The organism is Haloferax sp. AB510 (assembly GCF_024136985.1).
GTDB lineage: Archaea > Halobacteriota > Halobacteria > Halobacteriales > Haloferacaceae > Haloferax.
The window spans coordinates 17,767-37,215 of the sequence record NZ_JAMYJY010000029.1 but is presented as its reverse complement, the minus strand read 5'-3'; the positions used below and the strand labels follow the sequence as shown (position 1 = coordinate 37,215).

17 protein-coding genes are annotated in these 19,449 nt (G+C 64.1%); 10 read left to right on the top strand and 7 right to left on the bottom strand.

Annotated elements, in window-relative coordinates; genetic code table 11:
* Positions 1–135: 135 nt before the first annotated feature.
* From NKF06_RS07820 to NKF06_RS07810, 3 genes are all read left to right on the top strand, one after another.
* On the top strand, positions 136–636 hold the full coding sequence (locus tag NKF06_RS07820) for a hypothetical protein (RefSeq protein ID WP_253245047.1): 501 nt from the start codon (positions 136–138) through the stop codon (positions 634–636).
* Positions 637–802: 166 nt separating this feature from the next.
* Entirely contained in the window at positions 803–1,123 is a 321-nt protein-coding gene (locus NKF06_RS07815; protein ID WP_253245046.1) for a hypothetical protein, read from the top strand.
* Positions 1,124–1,648 (top strand): hypothetical protein, encoded by a 525-nt coding sequence (locus NKF06_RS07810; RefSeq protein ID WP_253245045.1) that lies wholly within the window; start codon positions 1,124–1,126, stop codon positions 1,646–1,648.
* Positions 1,649–1,708: 60 nt separating this feature from the next.
* Here the strand turns inward: NKF06_RS07810 and NKF06_RS07805 are convergent, their stop codons facing one another.
* The gene (locus NKF06_RS07805) at positions 1,709–2,176 is read right to left on the bottom strand and encodes a hypothetical protein (protein ID WP_253245044.1); all 468 of its coding nucleotides are present in this window, start codon (positions 2,174–2,176) and stop codon (positions 1,709–1,711) included.
* Between the two features lie 281 nt (positions 2,177–2,457).
* On the opposite strand from NKF06_RS07805, the gene NKF06_RS07800 reads away from it, so the two are divergent.
* Positions 2,458–3,669: a DUF6498-containing protein gene (locus tag NKF06_RS07800; RefSeq protein WP_256477253.1), complete on the top strand. Its 1,212-nt coding sequence runs from the start codon at positions 2,458–2,460 to the stop codon at positions 3,667–3,669.
* A gap of 169 nt (positions 3,670–3,838) precedes the next feature.
* Here the strand turns inward: NKF06_RS07800 and NKF06_RS07795 are convergent, their stop codons facing one another.
* Positions 3,839–4,150: a YdhR family protein gene (locus NKF06_RS07795; RefSeq protein ID WP_253245042.1), complete on the bottom strand. Its 312-nt coding sequence runs from the start codon at positions 4,148–4,150 to the stop codon at positions 3,839–3,841.
* Between the two features lie 138 nt (positions 4,151–4,288).
* Positions 4,289–5,113 (bottom strand): hypothetical protein, encoded by an 825-nt coding sequence (locus NKF06_RS07790; protein ID WP_253245041.1) that lies wholly within the window; start codon positions 5,111–5,113, stop codon positions 4,289–4,291.
* Between the two features lie 203 nt (positions 5,114–5,316).
* Here NKF06_RS07790 and NKF06_RS07785 point away from each other — a divergent pair, with 203 nt between their 5' ends.
* Positions 5,317–5,538, top strand: a complete 222-nt coding sequence (locus tag NKF06_RS07785; protein WP_253245040.1) for a hypothetical protein — start codon at positions 5,317–5,319, stop codon at positions 5,536–5,538.
* Between the two features lie 326 nt (positions 5,539–5,864).
* Here the strand turns inward: NKF06_RS07785 and NKF06_RS07780 are convergent, their stop codons facing one another.
* On the bottom strand, positions 5,865–6,374 hold the full coding sequence (locus NKF06_RS07780; protein WP_058568506.1) for a hypothetical protein: 510 nt from the start codon (positions 6,372–6,374) through the stop codon (positions 5,865–5,867).
* A gap of 167 nt (positions 6,375–6,541) precedes the next feature.
* Between NKF06_RS07780 and NKF06_RS07775 the strand changes: the two genes are divergently transcribed.
* The 5 genes from NKF06_RS07775 (at position 6,542) to NKF06_RS07755 (ending at position 13,514) form a co-directional block, all read left to right on the top strand.
* Positions 6,542–9,244, top strand: a complete 2,703-nt coding sequence (locus NKF06_RS07775) for an ABC transporter ATP-binding protein (protein WP_253245039.1) — start codon at positions 6,542–6,544, stop codon at positions 9,242–9,244.
* A 148-nt stretch (positions 9,245–9,392) separates the two neighbouring features.
* Positions 9,393–11,117, top strand: coding sequence for an ABC transporter substrate-binding protein (locus NKF06_RS07770; protein WP_253245038.1), 1,725 nt, complete (start codon positions 9,393–9,395; stop codon positions 11,115–11,117).
* 25 nt (positions 11,118–11,142) lie between these two features.
* Positions 11,143–12,162, top strand: coding sequence for an ABC transporter permease (locus NKF06_RS07765; protein ID WP_058568503.1), 1,020 nt, complete (start codon positions 11,143–11,145; stop codon positions 12,160–12,162).
* Positions 12,159–13,094 carry an ABC transporter permease gene (locus NKF06_RS07760; protein WP_253245037.1) on the top strand — a complete coding sequence of 312 codons (936 nt, stop codon included), beginning with the start codon at positions 12,159–12,161 and terminating at the stop codon, positions 13,092–13,094. The genes NKF06_RS07765 and NKF06_RS07760 overlap by 4 nt, the downstream gene beginning before the upstream one ends.
* Positions 13,095–13,100: 6 nt before the next feature.
* Positions 13,101–13,514, top strand: coding sequence for a hypothetical protein (locus NKF06_RS07755; protein ID WP_253245036.1), 414 nt, complete (start codon positions 13,101–13,103; stop codon positions 13,512–13,514).
* A 23-nt stretch (positions 13,515–13,537) separates the two neighbouring features.
* Here NKF06_RS07755 and NKF06_RS07750 read toward each other — a convergent pair whose 3' ends face one another.
* The 3 genes from NKF06_RS07750 to NKF06_RS07740 all read right to left on the bottom strand — a co-directional run bounded on the left by NKF06_RS07750 (position 13,538) and on the right by NKF06_RS07740 (position 18,988).
* Positions 13,538–16,111, bottom strand: a complete 2,574-nt coding sequence (locus tag NKF06_RS07750) for a PAS domain S-box protein (RefSeq protein ID WP_309142119.1) — start codon at positions 16,109–16,111, stop codon at positions 13,538–13,540.
* Positions 16,108–17,562 (bottom strand): ATPase domain-containing protein, encoded by a 1,455-nt coding sequence (locus NKF06_RS07745; protein ID WP_253245034.1) that lies wholly within the window; start codon positions 17,560–17,562, stop codon positions 16,108–16,110. Before NKF06_RS07745 ends, NKF06_RS07750 begins: the two co-directional genes overlap by 4 nt.
* 199 nt (positions 17,563–17,761) lie before the next feature.
* Entirely contained in the window at positions 17,762–18,988 is a 1,227-nt protein-coding gene (locus NKF06_RS07740) for an orc1/cdc6 family replication initiation protein (protein ID WP_058568498.1), read from the bottom strand.
* Between the last annotated feature and the right edge of the window lie 461 nt (positions 18,989–19,449).

The window sequence follows — 19,449 nt, the reverse complement described above, 5'->3', positions numbered from 1 at the left end:
AACTCACCCTCTGTCTGTGTCACGCCGCTCTTGAGAGTGATCGGTGAGGTTTCTGGAATCGTGCTGAATACAGAGTGCGAGTGTGTCACTCAATCTGCAGAAGAGATTTACCTCGGACCAAGTAGTTCTCGGTAGATGCCCTCCCGTCGAACACTCCTCGGTGCTATTGGTACTGGCGCTATTGTTTCACTTGCTGGCTGTCTGAACTCAGAAGAGCGGGTAGACGCGTACATACAGTTCAAGTCCATAACTGGTGTTCTCGAAGAGGAGACTCAGCGCGAGGAAATCAGCGTCATCAACGTCGATGCCAGTTACGACCCAAACGGGGAGCCACCGGGTCTCGTTCATCTCAACGATGATTGGGCAAACCGGTTTCCCGTGCCACGCATGCCTGTTGTCTCTGATGCGTTACACGAACAACTCACTGAACGGTTCGATACGGTTCGTTACGTGGTCGGGACGACCAGTCCCGAGTGGGCCGAGAACGGTGAATCACTCGGCAGTTTCAACGTGGCAACGACACGGATGAACTTCAATCGCGTGCAGGTCCACAGTCGCGTAACCGCTTCTTCAGATGGGACATATCTTACCATCCATTCTGTCGACGGGGTTTGGGAATTTACTCCGAATGAGTGATACACACAACCTCTGAGTGTTGCACACCACTTCTGACAGCATTCGGTGAGGTCTCTGTGAGCTCGCTGATTACCCATAGTGAGGGTTGTTTCGCTCCACAGGAGCAGGTTACGTACACGACCACGCGGAGCAAGCATTTTTGTTGCCACACTCACAATGTACACACATGAGTTCCGAGTCGGAAAAAAAGCGCGTCCAGTTCCGAGCGCCAAGAGGGCTAGTAGATCGGGCTGACACTCTCGCAGCGGTGTTCGAGACAGACAGGACAGACATTCTCATCACTGCCCTCAGAGAGTACCTTCGAGACGCATCGCACTCTGATGAAGTGAAGCAAGAGGTCGCAGAAGCGTACTACGACGACGATATTACCTTCGAGGAATTAAAGTCTCTCGTCGGTCACGAGGAGGCCGCAAATTTCCGTCTCCTGAAGCAGCAATTAAGCGAGACATTCGTCGACGACGTGGCGGAGGAGCTGGCTGACACATAGATGGTTCGCATCGTCGCTGATACTTCCGCTCTCGTTAGTTTGGGGACTGTTGTAGATGCCACGACAAACCCATTGGATATCCTCCTTGAGTCGCACGAATTACTCCTTCCCGAGCAAGTCCTCGAAGAGTTAGCTGAAACAGCATCTTACGATGACGCCTCTGGAGAGGCGGCACAGGCCGTGCTTGATTGTAAGAATGCGTTCGAAGTCCATCTTGTCGAACTGGACGAAACGTTTCCACTCGACGATGGCGAAAACGCGGCAGTCACGCTGGCGAACGAAGTGAACGCGGTCCAACTCCTCTGTGACGAATTCAACCGGCTAGCACTTATCCATGCATCCTTGGTCGAAACTCGCCTCGTGACGACGCCGATCCTACTCACTGCCCTCGTGCGGAACGACGTGCTCTCCCCTGATTCTGCGCAACGATTCCTTGAGAGGATGAGTGAGGCCCGAAGTTGGTCAGCGAACTCCTACGTCGAACGCGCAAGAGCGACACTGCAACAGCAACGAGAGGGATATTGATACTTCCTACAGATTGCAGATAGCTTATCGCATCTCTGCTGAATATAGGGCGCGAGTGTATCATGAGTCGAACGAACAGAGGCCATCAGGGGGATTGTCGTAATCACATGCTCGGCGGTAGCCGAGGTCGAGGCGTTCTCCCTCCCGGAGTGTCCCCTCGGCGATTGCAATCGAACAGTCGCCACCGTCTGTGTCGTACCCTTGGAACGACTCGGTGATCCAGTCACCATCGTCGATTCGAACAGCGACTTCGTATCGTCCACGGGTACTCCCCCAGTCACACTCCGGGATCGCGCTCTTGACGATGACCCCGTCCTGTCCGGCGACATCGTGTGTCGAACGGTGAACGTCTGTTTCGTCTCGTCTCACCCGAATCGTAATCTGGTGAGCGTTCTCGGTGGAGTTGTGAACTGCGACGTAGCCAAGTTGGAACGACTCGTTCTGGGCCCCAGTGAGACTGTCTAGACACCCGGACGCCGAGGCGGCCCCACTGGTAGCGAGCGAGGCAAGGAGGGCACGACGGTTCATACGTTGATTTCTGTCCTTCTCAAAAAATATCTTGCCACACCCGTCTCGTCAGATACTCCCTCTATATGTGTCACGCGGTTTCTATCAGGTTCCAAGGATTTCAACAGAGCCGAAAACGTGTATTTCGCTGCGGTTGCAGTTGTCCAGAACACCGTTCAACTACACTCGCTGCGGCGCGTTGCGAACGGCTTGAACAACCCGTCTCGGAACGGGTGGGCCGCGCGACAAACCGAAGTATATTCCATAACGAATTAACCACCTGCTGACAGTTTTCAGGAACAATGGGTCACAGACGCCGGACGGGGCGACGCACGGTGGCTGGACTGGCAGTGGCCAACGCGCTTCCGCTCGTCGGAATGCTCCTGTTCGACTGGCGACTCGTCAACCTACTTGTCGTCTACTGGGTGGAGATGACCGGTGGAGCGCTCCGGCGACTGCTTGAGGCGACTTTCGCGGGCCAGCGCGATGCCGCAGCGGAGTGGGCAGCAGTCGATTCGCGGTGGGGATGGCGGTCGCCGTTCCGTTCGCTCCGAGAAAAGCGTGGAAGTGTCCAACTCCACGCGTCACTTCCACCGCTCTACCCGCGGTCGTTTCCACCCGTGTTCGAACTCGGGCGAGTAGTCATCGGCCTCTCGCTCGTCAGCGGTGCTGGACTCTGGTTCGCGACGCTCAGGAGCGATATCTTCGTCGAGAGCCTCCTCCTGGCGGGCGCAACGACGCTTTCTCGTGAGGGGACGATACTCGCGGACCATTTCCGCACACGCGACTACCGCGAACTCGTCCCCCAGTCCCTCCTCACTCCGTGGTCCATTCTCGGCGTCGTCGTCCTCGCGGGACTCGTCGTCTGGGGTGTCGCACTCGGGCCGTCACCGACCGCGAACACGGGGGTTCTCTTCGTGCTCGTCTACCTCGCTCGCGTCGGGTTCGACGTGTACAGTGTGGTCGGGCAACCCGACCGGTTCGACCCGCGTGACCCGAACGAGGCTGCGTTCGAGGCCGCAGACGACGATGTTCAGGACTCACTCACCATCCCAGAGAGCGACCCGGGCGATGTGTTCCACACGAACCGCCGTGCGGTGTGGGCCAGCGCAGTTGTCGATGGGTTCCTTGGAATGCTCAATCCTCGACGGTTCGCCGCGGCAGCCATCACGGCGTTCCTCGGGTACGTCGTCGCCGGGGCGACGTGGGCAGTCGTCGGTGCGAGCGCGGTCGTGGTGGGCGTCGTCGCACACACGCTCGTGGAGCGGGACCTTCGGTGGGGGCACCTGGAGTATCGGGTGTCCGAGAACCACGTCGTCTGTTACGACTGCCTCTTGGACCAGCCGCAGTGGTGTGTCGAACGCAGACTGGTTACGGACGTGACGGAACGGTCCCGGCTGGTCGAACGCTTGTTGGGCGTCTCCTCCGTTGCACTAGCACAGCGCGGCGACGGTCAGGCTCGGACACTCCGCTGTCTTGACACCGCTGACGCGCCGGGTTCACGGCTGGCGTAGACGCCTGAGGCCGATTCAGAGGTTTCGACACGACAACGCGCACCGAGAACTCCGCTTCGCGAGTACACGAGAGCTATTCGAACCGACGGCAGCCACGGTGGATTCGAGTTCGGCGGGCGGGTGGGCTCGCAACGCCACGTTCTGTGTTGAGTCGCCTCTCGTAGTCGAGTCACACGGGGTCTGGCAGCCCGTCGGCCTCGCGGAGTGGGAACAGGAGGTGAGCTTTCGTGACCGCTGGCTCGCCCGTCACCGCGTAGGCCGCTCCGACGCCGGCGCTGAGGTCCGATTCAAAGTACGCGTCGCGGGACTGCGCCGAATCGAAGATGAAACACGCGCCGTACCGGTCGTTCTCTCGGTCGTGCACGAAGTACTTCTGCACGAGTCCGGGCACCTCCCGGAACTTTTGTGCCCGCTGGCGCATGGTCTCCTCGATTGCGTCGTGGTCGAGTTCGGATTCGAACGTGGCGAAGACGATTTCCATGGTGCTTCGACCGGTCTATTCGGTGCGAACAGTTGTCATGATTCCTGCTGAGCGGTGCTCACTAGGTGAAATCCTCGACTGCGACTCGCGTTTCGCTGCGGGACACCCGAAACCGCTGGTCGCGAGCGATCGGTGCGCTCAGCCGCAGACCTGGGCGAGCACGTCTTCTAGCGGTGCCGTGAGGTATTCAGCGGTCAACAGGGTCGCGTCGGCCCGATAGCTCTCGAACACGTCCGTCACCCACTCGAGGAACACGTCGTCGTCCGTCTCGATCATGCCAATCGAGACGTCGACGTCGTTCCGCACGACGAGACACCCGACCCCGTCGTGGACCATCACGGGATGGGAAATCTCGCCGTCGTACACGTAGACGTCAGTCCGGTCCGAGGCGACGATTGCCTCGAACTCGTCCGCGAAGTCCGAGGCCAGCGCGGACTCGAAGACGACCGGGGCGAACACCGCTTCGAACGTCTGTGTGCCGTGGACGATGGATTTGTATCGGCCCTCGATGCAGGGGTCGGGAAAGAAGTCGGTGAGGCTGCGCGCCTCCTCGGAGATTCGTTCGAGTTCCCGCACGCGAGAGACCACGGCGAACGGGTTGTACTGTGTTGCGCGGGTGACGGTCGCGTCGGCCAGTTGCTCGACGCCGATACCGATCTCGTCGAGCGGCACGTACGGGAGGAGTTCGTTCAGTTCGTGTGCGACCGCCATGTCGCCGTGGAATCGCGAGAACGACGCTGCGACGAACCTCCCGAGCGGCGTCAGCGAGTAGTGGGACCCGTCCCGTACGAGCCACCCACGCTCCTCGAACGCCCGTACGATTCGGCCGATAGTGGCCGACGAGGCACCGGTTGCCTCCCGAAGCGCCGCTCTGGAGCACCGGCCATCGGCGAGCATCCGAATCACCACCGGACGGTGCTGCGAGTCGGCGAGGTATCTGATATCGTCGAGCGCACCTTCCATGGCACATAGTAGCACGCTGTATCCATAGCTGTTCGCGTTGTGACGGGAGCGCGGGCACGGCGCTAGCAGGCGTCGGACTCCTCGTGACGCGGGATTCCGTCGGAGCGCAGATGCGCCGTGCTCACGAGGTGAAAGCCACACAGCCCCTGTAGATTCTGCAGGAAGCATCATCACGTGGGTTGCGCGCCTCTATGGACGTGCATATGGGTGACAAAAACTACTTACACGTTTGCCAGCACTGCGGTGTCGTCCACGCGACCGCGTCGCCGACGGCCCCCGAGGCGTGTATCGTTTGCGAGGCGCTCACGTTCAGCCCGTCGGAACTGAACGCGCTCCTCCGGGAGAGCGACCGCATCGAAGCAGAATCGATCGCGGCTGTCGGCGAGCGGGTGGCACAGCCCACACCGATCGCCAGCGAGCCGTGAACCCGTCCACGAGCCCCTGTGGAACGACCATTTTGACGGACAGCGTTCGGTAACTGCTCTAGGGCGCAATGTCGCGTCTCGACTCGGCCGTGGCCGATACGCGCTTTGGATTCAGGGGAACTATCGGAACTCTGTGCGCCCCTCGTGAAAGGACTCGGAAACGAGCGATACAGCGGAGCGTTCGGCTTCGTTCCCTGCGGTGTCGGTACTGAGACGACGCGGAGAGACCTCGGCTGTCAGCCACTCTGAACGTCTGCCGGAATCGGCAGTCACGGGGTGCTGTCGGGTTCGAACGAACGGCTACCCGGTCGTGAGCCGAGACGCGCTTACGCGAACTCGTCGGAGAGGTCGGCGTCCCAGTCCGGCGGCAGCAGCGGGTCGGGGTCCTCGTGGACGAACTCGACGCCCTTGTCGGGGTCGAGCGGGTGGACCTTCGTGCGCATCGTCTCGCCGGCGTCGAGCAGCGAGAACATGCGTTCGGACTCCGCGAGGCGGTAGTACAGCGGAAGGCAGACAGCGACTTCGTCGTCAGTGGCGCGGACGACGAGCGCGAGGTAGACGAGGCCGCCGGTGACCGCGCGGAACGCCTCGTACTCGTCGAACGTCGCGCCCTCGACGGCGGCTTCGAGGTCGGGGTACACGTCGTCGCCGACGACCACGTCGAGGCCGACGTGTTCGACCACTTCGTCGCCCGTCCCGGGGACCGGGACCACGTCACCCGGGAGGGCGACGACGACGGTCCAGTCTCGCTCCCGATAGTCGTCGGCGAGCGCCTCGCACTCTTCGACCACCGTCTCCCACGTGCCCGACTCGTCCGAGAGCGGATGTTCTTCCATGCGGCATGGTGTCGGAGTCCGCTACCTAAACTTTGGCTTCTCCCGCCGCCGTCGCCCGCTTTCGCGCGTCACGCGGGCGACCGCAGGCCAATGACCATTATGACCGTTATCTATCAATTGGCAAAAATTGAAAAGGTATTTCACTCCATGCTGGTCTTTCTCATTCAATGAGGAATCTACTCTCTCTTTCGGACCTTCGAACCCAGTTCTCGACCGGCCGGGGTCGCGTCAAGGCCGTCGACGGCCTCGACCTCACGGTCGGCGAGGGCGAGACGGTCGGGCTGGTCGGCGAGTCCGGGTCCGGAAAGAGTGTGACGGCGCTCTCGGCGATGGGCCTCGTCGACGACCCGGGGGAAATCGTCTCGGGGTCGGTCGAACTCGAAAGCGCCCGGCTCGCAGACGAGTTCCGCGAGGAGTACAACAACCCCGCCTTCGTCGACGGCGACGTGGTCAATCTGGTCGACGCCCCCGAGGAGGCGCTGCGGGCCGTCCGCGGGCGCGAACTCGGGATGATTTTCCAGGACCCGATGACCTCGCTGAACCCCTCGCTGACGGTGGGCGAGCAGGTCGCAGAGAGCCTCCGACTCCACCAGTACGGCGGCCGCCGCAAGGACTCGTGGTTCAACGCGGTCCGCGAACTGCTCCCCCGCATCAGCCGCGACATCGACGACGAAATCGTCGAGCGGACCATCGAGGTGCTCGAATCGGTCGGCATCCCCGAACCCGGCGCGCGGGTCGACGAGTACCCCCACGAGTTCTCCGGCGGGATGCGCCAGCGTGTCCTCATCGCTATCGCGCTCGCCTGCCAGCCGCGCGTGCTCGTCGCCGACGAACCCACGACCGCGCTCGACGTGACCATTCAGGCGCAGATTCTCGACCTCATCGACGATCTGCAGGCGGACCTCGGCATGTCGGTGCTCATGATCACCCACGACCTCGGCGTCGTCGCCGAGACGTGCGACCGGGTCGCGGTCATGTACGCCGGCGAAATCGTCGAGGAGGGGCCGGTCGAGGAGATCTTCCACAACCCCTCACACCCCTACACGTACACGCTCCTCGAATCGCTCCCGAGCGAGGAAAAAGAGCGCCTGACGCCCATCGAGGGCAACGTGCCGGACCTCATCGACATGCCCGAAGGGTGCCACTTCGCGCCCCGATGTCCGTGGGCCCAACCGGAGTGTACCGCGGGCGAGATACCGTACAAGCAACACGGCGGCGACGCGGTGGACCACCGCTCGAAGTGCGTCCTCGACGACTTCGACACCGACGAGTACGGCGGGGACGCCATCGAGGCCTCGGCGGGCACCGAGCCCTCCGACACGCCGCTGCTCGAAGTCGAGGGCATGCAGAAGTACTACGAGCAGGCCGACGGCCTCCTCGACCGCTTCCTCGGGGCGGACGACCGGAGCGTGAAGGCGGTCGACGGCATCGACTTCACCGTCTACGAGGGCGAGACGCTCGGACTGGTCGGCGAGTCGGGCTGTGGGAAGTCCACGGCCGGGCGGAGCCTCTTGCATCTGACGCCGCCGACCGGTGGACGCGTCGTCTTCTCGGGGACGGACCTCTCGGGGCTCGACAGCGACGAACTCCGTGCGATGCGCCGCGACATGCAGATGATCTTCCAGGACCCGCTGTCGTCGCTCGACCCGCGGATGACGGTCGGCCAGACCATCCGCGAGCCGCTCGACGTGCACGACCTGCCCGTGTCCGACCCCGACGTGCGCGGCGAGGCCGACGTCACCGTGACCGGCATCGACGCCGAGCGCGTCTCGGTCACCGCGAGCGACGAAATCGACGCCATCGTCGGCTCCTCGAACGGCGTCGCCACCGCCACCGTGACGGTCACGGTCGCCGACGGCGAGGTCGACGTGGCCGTCGAAGAACGCCTCCGCGCCGAGGTCGAAGTCGAGCGCGAGGGTGACATCGTCTCGGGCGTCACGGTCCGCGTCACGCCGGGCGACTCCACCAGCGAGCGCCGCCGTCGCCGCGTCCACCAACTGCTCGACGCGGTCGGCCTCGAAGTCGGCCAGTACGACCGCTACCCGCACGAACTCTCGGGCGGCCAGCGCCAGCGCGTCGGCATCGCCCGCGCGCTCGCGGTCGACCCGGACTTCATCGTCGCCGACGAACCCGTTTCGGCGCTCGACGTGTCCGTGCAGGCGCAGATTCTCAATCTGCTCGAAGACCTCCAGGAGCGCTTCGGGCTGACGTACCTCTTTATCGCCCACGACCTCTCCGTGGTTCGCCACATCTCCGATCGCGTCGCCGTGATGTACCTCGGCGAAATCGTGGAGGTCGCAGCGACCGACGAGCTGTTCGACGACCCGAGACACCCCTACACGCAGGCGTTGCTGTCGGCGATTCCGGAGCCCGACCCGGCCGCCGAGACCGACGACCGCATCATCCTCGAAGGCGACGTGCCGAGCCCCATCAACCCGCCGTCGGGCTGTCACTTCCGGACGCGGTGTCCGCAGGTCATCCCCCCGGACGATCTCGACATCGAGCAGGCGGCCTACCGCGAGGTGATGGACCTCCGCCAGCGCGTCGAACGCGAGTCGCTGGACGTCGAGACCGCCCGCGACGCGGCGCTGGACGCGGGCGACCCGAGCGCCGAAGCGACGGTGAGCACCGACGGCGGCACCGCCGATGCAAACGCCGTCGTGGACGAACTCCGCGAATCCCACCTGTCGCACACGCTGTCGCCCGAACTCCGGGGCGTCGTCGACCGCGCGCTCGAACGCGTCGTCGCCGACGACTGGGACGCCGCGGACGAGATACTCCGCGAGCGGTTCGAGAGCGTCTGCGAGCGCGACGCCCCCAAGCTGGGCGAGCAGACGCACCCCGCAGCGTGTCATCTCATCGACGAATAGGCGGCTCGTCAGGGGCTATAGGGCCTCTCGTCACCGATCCGACGTTTTTTGATTGTCTCGTATTTTTACCGGGATAGGTCGACGGCGTCTCTCGTTCCTGCGCTCAGCGCTTCGTTATTTTTATACGGGGCGATTGATAGGTACACGTATGTCACAAGATGGCAATGGACTTTCGCGGCGTCGGTTCCTGACGGCCGCAGGGACCGCTGCGGCGACGGCCGGACTCGCAGGTTGTTCCGGCGGTGGCGGCGAAGACACGACCACCACGTCGGGCGAGACGACCGGTGACGGCGAGACTGACCAGACCCAGACGGAGACCGAAGACGACGGTTCGACGTCGACCCTCCGCTACGGTCGCGGCAGCCACTCGCCGACGCTCGACTTCCAGAACAGCACGAGCGGCGAGGTCGCGAAGGTGACCGAACAGATCTACGACACGCTCATCAACTTCGAGCCGGGCCAGTCCACGCTGACGCAGGGACTCGCCACCGAGTACTCCCTTGAGGGCCAGTCGGCCTCCATCACGCTCCGCGAGGGCGTGATGTTCCACAACGGCGAGGAGTTCACGGCGGAGGACTTCGTGGCGACGTATCGCCGCTTCGTCGACAGCGACTACGAGTACTACGCCGGCGACGACTACGTCTCGGCGTACGGGCCGTTCACCCTCGGCTCGTGGATCGACGAGATTCAGGTCGACGGCGACTACTCGATGACGATTCAGCTGACCCAGTCGTACGCGCCGTTCCTGCGTAACCTGGCGATGTTCGCGGCGTCGGTTCACTCCCTCGCCGCAATCGAGGAGTACGGCACGGAACTCAGTTCGAACCCCGTCGGTACGGGCCCGTTCCAACTGAGCAACCTCGACGACGCGAACGAGCTCATCCGCCTCGAAGCCAACTCCGAATACTGGGGCGAGGGGCCGAACGTGGACGAGGTCGTCTTCGTCACCATCGGCCAGAACTCGACGCGCGCCCAGTCGCTCGCGTCGGGCGAACTCGACATCATCGACGGACTCGGCGCGCAGTCGTCCGTCCAGGTCGAAAACGCCAGCAACGCGAACCTCGTCCGCACCGAGGGTATCAACATCGGCTACATGGCGTTCAACATGGCGAGCCGCGAGGAGTTCCGCGACCGCCGCGTCCGGCAGGCCGTCAGCCACGCCATCAACACCGAAGCCATCGTCAACGAGATCTACTCGGGCTTCGCGACGCAGGCGAGCCAGCCGCTTCCGCCGAACGTCCTCGGTCACAACGACGACATCGACCCGTACCCGTACGACCCCGAGGAGGCCCAGCGTCTCCTCGAAGAGGCCGGCTACGGTGACGGCTTCTCGTTCGAACTGGCGACGTTCCAGAACCCCCGCGGCTACAACCCGTCGCCGATTCAGACCGCCGAGACCGTCGCGTCCAACCTCGGCGACGTCGGCATCGAAGTCGACATCAACCAGCAGTCGTTCGGGCCGTTCCTCGAATACACCGCCCAGGGCCGCCACGACGCGTGTTTCCTCGGCTGGTACACCGACAACGCCGACCCGGACAACTTCATGTACGTCCTCCTGCACCCGCAGGTAGAGGAAGGCGAACTCACGGAGGGACAGGACTGGGTCAGCTTCGACGCCGAAGGCTACAACACCAGTAACCGCTCGGCGTGGGCGAACCGCGACTACATGGACCTCGTCGAACAGGGCCAGAGCACCTACGACGAGGCCGAGCGCGAATCGCTGTACAACGAGGCGAACCAGATCGCACACGACGAGGCCCCGTGGGTCTATCTCGACTACGCGGACGAGCTTCGCGGCGTCTCCAACCGCGTCAGCGGGTTCCAGATCGCCGCCATCAGCGGTCCGTACCTCAACCTGGTCAGCCTGAACTGAGGCACTGACCGCGTTTTCGACTTTCATGATTTCCACACGATTCGTACTCAAGCGGCTGCTGTTGCTCGTCCCCGTGTTGGTGGGAGTGGCGTCGCTCGTCTTTTCCATCCTGCACCTCTCGCCGGGCGACCCGGCGCTCACCATCGCGGGCGAGCGCGCCAGCGAGGAGTTCGTCCGACAGGTCGAAGAGAGTCTCGGCCTGAACGACCCCATCTGGGTGCAGTACGGGCGGTTCCTCCTCGACGCCGCGCAGTTCCAGTTCGGTGAGTCCTTCATCATCCAGCGGAACACCGCGGTCCGCGAGGTGCTCGCCAACAAGCTGCCGGTCACGCTCGAACTCGCCATCTACGGCCAGCTCATCGGCATCTCGCTGGGCATCCCGCTCGGCATCCTGAGCGCCGTCAAGCAGGACAGCATCACGGACCACCTGACCCGCATCGGCGCGCTCGCCGGCATCAGCGTGCCCATCTTCTGGAGCGGCCCGCTTCTCATCTTGCTGTTCGCGCAGGTGCTCGGGTGGCTCCCGACGAGCGGCCGCATCTCGGTGCTGTACAACGTCGAGGCTATCCGGGTGACGGGGCTCGTCACGGTCGACACCCTCATCGCGGGCAACTGGGAGATGTTCGTCTCCGCGGTTCGACACATGATTCTCCCGGCGTCGGTCATCGGCGTCTACTCGATGGCGCTCATCTCTCGGATGATGCGCTCGTCGATGCTGGAGGTCATCCGGCAGGACTACATGCGAACCGCCCGCGCGAAGGGCCAAGGCTCGAAGATCACGGTCCTGAAACACGGCTTCCGCAACGCGATGATTCCCGTCATCACGGTCATCGGCATCCAGTTCGGTGGCCTGCTCGGCGGCGCAGTCCTCACGGAGACGGTGTTCGCCATCGGCGGCATCGGGACGCTTCTGGTCGAGGCCATCAAGGTCGGCGACTACCCCATCGTCCAGGGGACGGTCCTGACCTTCGCGTTCCTGTTCACGCTGGTCAACCTCGGCGTCGACATCACCTACTCCATCCTTGACCCGAGGATCGAACAATGAGCACGGAAACCACGACCACGAACGAGACGGCGGCGGACGTCGACCAGCGCGGGCTCATCGACCGCCTGACTGCGTCGCCGTTCGTCTCCCGACTGCTGTCGAACCGCCTCGCGCTCGCCGGTATCGCCATCATCGTCGCGATGGTGGTCATCGCGCTGTACGCGCGGCTGTTCTTGGACCTCGAGGTCATCACGCAGTCGCAACTCGGGACGAACCCGAACCGCGCCGCGCCGAGTCTCGACTTCCCGTTCGGCACCGACGGACAGGCCCGGAGTCTCCTGCCGCGGGTGGCCTACGGCGCGTGGTACGCGATGCTGTTCGGCACCGTCACGGTGGCCGCCTCGACCGTCCTCGGCGTCGGCCTCGGCATCGTCGCGGCCTACTACGGCGACGTGACCGACAACGTCATCATGCGGACGATGGACGTACTGCTCGCGTTCCCGTCGCTCCTGCTCGCGCTGGCGCTCGTCGCAATCTTCCCCGACGACCTCGGGCTGTGGCGGGCGGTCGCCGCGCTGACGCTCGTCTACACGCCGCGGTTCGCCCGCGTCGTCCGCGGGGCCGCGCTGACCGTGCTCGAAAACGAGTACATCGACGCGACGGTCGCGCTCGGCGCGGCCGACCCGCGCGTGTTGATTCGGCACGTCCTGCCGAACTGCCTCGCGCCTATCACGGTCCAGAGCACGCTCAACTTCGGGCTGGCGATCATCGACCTTGCGGCGCTGTCGTTCCTCGGCTTCGGTGCCGAGGCCGGCACGCCCTCGTGGGGGCTCATGCTCTCGAACGGTGTGAGTCAGGGCCTGCTCACGGGCGTCTGGTGGTGGTCGTTCTTCCCCGGGTTCTACCTCGCGCTCACCGTGCTGGGGTTCAACCTCCTCGGGGACGGCATGCGCGACGCGCTCGACCCGCGGATGCGCGAAGCGGTCGATTAATCGACCGTGTCAGCGCCACCGGAGCCGACGGACGCGGACGCAGACGCAGACGCGCCCCCCATACGCGAACGGGCGGCGGTTCGCGTTCGCCTCGTCGGCACCGCGGCCCTCGCGGGCGCGTTCGTCGCCGCCGTCTGGCTGGCCGCCACGCTGGTCGTCGGTGACTTCGCGGGGAGCGTCGAAACGACGTTCGCGCTCGGCTCGCTCGCGTTCGGGTTCGGCCTCCTCGGCTGGTCCGGGGCGGTCGCGCTCGGCCGCGGTATCGAATCGATGCAGACCCACCTCGACACCGGCACGGGGTGGACAGAACGTGACGCTCGCCGGGCGATGGCCCGGATTCTCGGGTTCGGACTCGGCGTGATGCTCGGGGCGACGGCGGTCGGGTCGTCCGTCTCCGTGTTCGTCGCCGCCGTCATCTGAGCCGGCCGCGCGGAGCCGCCGACTCAGACGTTCGGCAATCGAAGCTCGATGACCGTCCCGCTTGGTTCGTTGTCAATGATATCCATCGAGCCGTTGCTGTTCGTCACCGCCCAGCGGACGAACCAGAGTCCGAGGCCGTTCGTGTGTTGGAGGGGCGATTCTCGTCCCGTCATGATGGATTTGCGTTCGAGCCGGGGAATTCCCGGCCCGTTGTCCGTGACGCGGAGGACGACCTGGTCTGCGGCGTCGTCCTCGAAGACTGAGAGCTCGACTTCGACGCCGTCGCCGCCGTAGACGACGGCGTTGTCGACGAGTTCGTTCACCGCGAGTTCGAACGTCGTGTGGGCTTGCGCGTTCGCGACGTTCGGCGCGTCGACGGTGATAGCCGCCTCGGGGTAGCTGAGGCGCGCGCCCTCGACGACGTTGCGAACGCAGTCGGCGATGTTCTGGGGTTGCACCCGCTCTGTCACATCGGGGTCGAGCGCGGAGCTGAACTTCCGGGCCGTCTCGGCGAGCGAGAGCAGTTCGCTCGTCGCCCGTTCGATGGCCGCCGCCGACTCGCGCACGCCGTCGTCGTCGGTGCGTTCGAGCACCATCGTCGCATGGGCCTGCGCGATGTTCATCTTGTTCCGGAGGTTGTGTCGGATGACGCGGTCGAGGACGGACAGCCGCCGTTCGCGCTCTTGGAGCTCGGTCACGTCGCGGCCGACACAGACGATACCGTCGAACTCGTCTTCGGAGGACTTCGCCGCGATAGTCGTCTGAAACTGCCGCTCGGTACCGTTTCGGTCGGTGACGACCGTCTCGATGGTCTCTTCGGCGCTATCGCCCGCGAGAAGCGACGCGATGGCCTCCAAGAGCGCTTGCGAGTGGCGTTCGCCGAACACAGTCGAGACGTGTTCGCCGACGAGATCGTCGGGGTCGCGGCCCAGCAGGTCGGCGGTCGCGCTGTTCGCGAGGACGAACCGGAGGTTGTCGTCCAGCGTGTAAATCGGGTCCGAGGTCGTCTCAACGATTCGCTCGTAGCGTTCCAGCTCTCTCGACCGGGCCTTTCGCTCGGTGATGTCTTGGACGGTCCCCCGGTAGATGGGTTCGCTCTCCTGCGTCGCGACGCCGCGAACGTTCACCCAGCGCACCTCGCCGCCCATCGTCTCCAGGCGGCACTCGACGGACTGCTCTTCGCCGGTCGTGACGAGGCGCTCGAACGCCGCGCGGACCGTGGGCTCGTCGTCCGGATGGTAGAACGAAAACGCTTCCGCGAGTTCGAACGTCGCCCCCGAGTCGACGCCGAGAAGCTCCGCGAGCCCGCTCGTGAACAGCACCGAATTGGTGTGGGTGTCGACCTCCCACGCGCCGACTGAGGCGATCTTCTGGCTTTGGTCGAACAGGTCGAGCAGTCGCTCGCGCTCGCGCTCCTGTTGCTTCTGTGCTGTCACGTCCTCGATGGCGGCAATCGAACCGACGCGCTCTCCATCACTGCCGTCCAGGGGGGCGACGTTGACGACGAGCCACCGCCGTTCCTCGGGGACGCCGATACCGTGTTCGAAGTTCGTGACCGTCTCGCCGGTCTCTCTCACGCGGTCGAAGGGGAGGTCATCGCGGTCGAGCGGCTCTCCACGTCCGTCGACGAGGTCCCACTCGGGTGCGTCGTACGGCTGTCCGAGCACGACCGACCGTTGGAGACCGAGTACCTCCTGGGCCGCCTCGTTGGCGCGCACGATAACCCCGTCCTCGTTGAGGACCGCGATGCCAACCGGACTCGTCTCGAAGAGCTGTTTGAGCGTTTGGGTCTCGTGGACGAGTTGGTTCTTGAGCGCGTGGCGGACGGTCGCGTCGGTCTGGAACCCGACGAAGTGGGTGAGGTCGCCGTCCTCGTACACCGGCGATATCTTCAGTTCGTTCCAGAACGGCGTCCCGTCCTTCCGGTAGTTGGTGAGGCTGACGGCGGCGTTCTCCCCTGCTTCGATCGCCTCGTGGAGTAGCTCGACCGGCTCCGAGTCGGTCTCTTCGCCCTGCAGGAACCGGCAGTTCCGACCGAGTGCCTCCGAGCGGTCGTAGCCGGTCATCTCCTCGAAGGCATCGTTGACGTAGGTGAGCGGTTGGTCGCCGTCGGCCTCGGTGATGGTGATGCCGACGGTCGCGCTGTCCATCGCGCTGCGGTACAGCGCGAGTTGGAGCGACTGCCGTCGGGTCTGGAGGAGTGATTCGACTCGCGACCGGATGACCGCACTCGGTGCGGGCACCGAGAGCATGTCGTCCGGAACGTCGTTGAGGCGTTGCGCGGCGACGCGCTGTTCGTCTTCCGTGACCGTCAACAACACCGGTACGAATCGGTCGCCGGCGTCAACTTTGCGCTCCGAGAGCGCGTCGGCGACGGCCGGGTAGGTCGCCATATCGACGATACAGAGGTCGAACTCCGGGAGTTCGGTGTCGTCCTCACGGTCGGGTTCCCAGACGATGACCTCGTACGCGTCGAGGAGCCCAGCCAGTAGCTCGCGGTCCCGAGCGCCGCGAATCGCGAGGAGTATCCGCTCCTCGTCGGACGCGCCTCCCGCGGAACGTGTGTCGTTCCGCGACGCGTCGTCGCTCACGGTCACTCAGCCTCGTTCCACGTCGGCGTCCCCGTGAGGATGCCTCGGAGTTCGTCCAGCGGTTCGCCGACGACAATGCCGTTGCTCCCGATTTCGAACGACCGGAGCGTCGGCTCGAAGCCCCCGAACCGCTTTTTGAGGACGCCGACGGCTTTGTGAATCTCGCCGCGCACCTCGATGTAGCGGATGAACAGAATGTTGTCGGCGAGGTAGCTCACGTGGTTGTCGGAGGCGTAGAACGCGCCGGTGACTTGCTGGGTCTCCTCGGTCAACACGACGGTGACGCCCATGTTCTTGAGGTACCGCGCCAGCGCGTGGAGTTCGCGGCGGATGTCGCTTCGCTCGTCGGTGAGGCTGAGTTGGTACCCCGCCGTGCCGTCTATCAGCACGAACTCCGTGCCGTTCGCCTCGACCTCGGCGCGGACTCGGTGGGCGAATTCGTCGGTCGAAAGCGAGAGTGGTTCCACCTCGTCGATTCGGAGGTTCCCCGACCCGACGAGGTCGTCTATCGGGATGCCGATGGACTCAGAGCGGTGGCGGAAGCTCCGTTCGCTCTCTTCGAACAGGTAGACGGCGGCGCGTTCACCGCGTTCGGCGGTCTCCCGCGCGAACGCGGTTCCGGTGGTCGACTTCCCGACGCCGCTCGGGCCGCTGATGAGCGTGATGCTCCCGCGCTCGATGCCGCCGCCGAGCAGGGTGTCGAGGTCGTCGATGCCGGACGACAGCGGTTCGATAGTGAACTCGCGGTGGTGCGACCCGGGGACGAGCCGTGGGAAGACGCGTATGCCGCGGCTGCCGTCGATTCGCATCGCGTGGGGTCCCGTCTGGGAGTCCGACCCGCGGAACTTCTCGACGCGAACGGCCCGCCCCTCCTCGGACCGCAGGAGCGACACCGACCCGTCGCAGAGGTACGCGAGCGTCTCGTCCGTCTCGTCGCTCGTCGGCTGGCTCGTGAACATCGTCGTCGCCCCCGACTGCTTGAGGTAGCTCAGGAGCGACGAGACGAGCCGACGGAACTGGTATTTATCCGACGAGAGCCGGCCGAGTTGGCTCAGCGGGTCGATGACCACTCTGTCGGGGTCGCGTTCCTCGATTGCCTCTTTCAGTTCGGTCGTCGTCGGTTTCCCTTCGACCTCGCTCGGCGGCAGCATCGTGTACGCCTCGTCGTCGAGGAACGCCTCGGGCGACGGGCTCAAGTCGAGAATCGGAACCTCGGAGAGGTCGAATCCGAGCGTCTCGGCGTTCGCCCGGAGGTCGGCGGCCGACTCCTCGAACGAGACGAACAGCACGTTCTCATCGTTTTCCATTCCCACGGTCAGGAAGTGGTAGCCGACGATAGTTTTCCCCGCACCTGAGACTCCACGGACCATGTAGGTCCGATTCGGGACTAGCCCGCCGTCTAGCACCGTGTCGAGCCCGGAGATTCCCGTGGAGAGTCGTTGCGAGAAATTCGTCATGGTGTCCACGTCTCTCTGCCACACCAAGAAACCACCTCAGGCTCAACGTGCCACGCCGCAGAACAGCACGCCTCAGCGGGCCGTCGGGGGGAGTGTCGAGGCGGTCGCTCGACGTGTCCGCGTTCGTTCTGTGAGACGACAATCGCGGCTCTCGGTGGAGAACTGTCGGCCGGTGGAGAGTCGCGTCTGCCGGGTGAGCTCAGGCCGCTTCGGCCTGCGTCGCGGTCTTTCGAATCTCGTCGAGGACGGAGTCGAGCGAGAGCACGTCCGAGAGCGCTTCCATCGCGCTGGCGAAGGGGACGTCGAGCGCGTAGCTGTAGTAGTTCCCGCGCGAGCCGGTCCGATTCTCCTCCGCCGACAGGATGCCGAGCATCCGGAGGTCCGAGAGGTGGTTGTGGACCGACCGCTGGGCGAGCGGGTCGATACCGGCGGAGTTGCACAGCCGGAGGTACTCCTGATAGAGGTCGCGCATCCGACACGGCGTCTCGTCGTGGGCGGCCTTCGAGACGACCGCGAGGAGCGCGAAATGACCGTTCTCTGTGAGTTCGCGCATCCCCTCGACGACGCGCTCCTGTTCGAGTTTCTGCCGGGCGATGTCGACGTGGTCGAGCGTGATTCGCTCGTCGTCTTTGTTCTCGGCGTGTTCGCCGGCCAGTCGGAGGAGGTCGAGCGCCTGTCTCGCGCTCCCGCTGTCGCGGGCGGCGAGCGCCGCACAGAGGTTGAGCACGCCCTCCTCGCAGGCGTCCTCGGCGATGGCGACCTCCGCGCGCGATTCGAGGATGTTCTGCAGTTCGGGCGCTTGGTACGGCGGGAAGTGGAGTTCGCGCTCGCAGAGGGTGTCTTGTACGCGCGGGTCGAGTTGGTCGTGGAACTTGAAGTCGTTCGAGATGCCGATGAGGCCGACCTTGGCGTCTTCGAGTTTGCCGTTCGAGCGCGCCCGCGGGAGTTCGTAGAGGAGTTCGTCGCGGTCGCCGATGGAGTCCACCTCGTCGAGGACGATGAGCACCGTCCCACCCACGTCGTCCAACTCCTGAAACAGTTTTTTGAAGACGGTCTGTTGGGGGTAGCCGGTCGAGCTAATCTCCGCACCCGGCGGCCGAAGTTCGTTGACGAGTTCGACCGCAACTTGGTACGAGGAGTTGAGCGTCTTGCAGTTGATAGAGATGACGCTGAGGTCCACGTCGTCGTACTGCGAGACGTCTTCGAGGAGCATCTCGAGGAGGAACTCGGTGACCGCGGTCTTCCCCACGCCGGTGTTTCCGTACAGGAAGACGTTGTTCGGTTCCCAGCCGTCGACGACCGGTTGGAGCGCGTCCATGTACTCCGAAATCTCGTCGTCGCGCTCCTCGATGCGCTCGGGCTTGTAGGACTCCCCGAGGGCGTCCTTGTTGGTGAAGACGTTTTGTTTTCGCTCGAACCGGCGCATTAGCGTCGGTCCGTTGTAGCGTCCCCTTATTTAAAACCCCGATTTCATCTGATTCATGTGAATTGCGGCGGTGGTGTCGTCGGGGAATGAGCGGCGTGTTCTCGTCTGGAATCGTCGCCTTCTAATCAAGCCACGGTACCACATATCATGGTTCGTGTGAACTCGTTTGAACAGACACACACCACTTTTGCAAGTGAATAAGAGTACGCAAGAGTAGCTAGTAGAACAACAGAGCACAGTTTCAACTAAAGCGTTGACATGTTCTGGTGCTCCCGGTGCAGTTTGCAGTCGAACGTTTCTGTCGTGAACGCCCCGTAAACGGTCCCGTTCGGGAGAAATCACCTGCAACGGTGGTGGGTGACGACGTTCGAGTCGCGACCGAGGTTCACTTGCACCCGTGCTCTCTCCGAGTGCCCGCCGATGGCACCCCCTCTCGGCGTCACCACGCTTCACGTGCAACG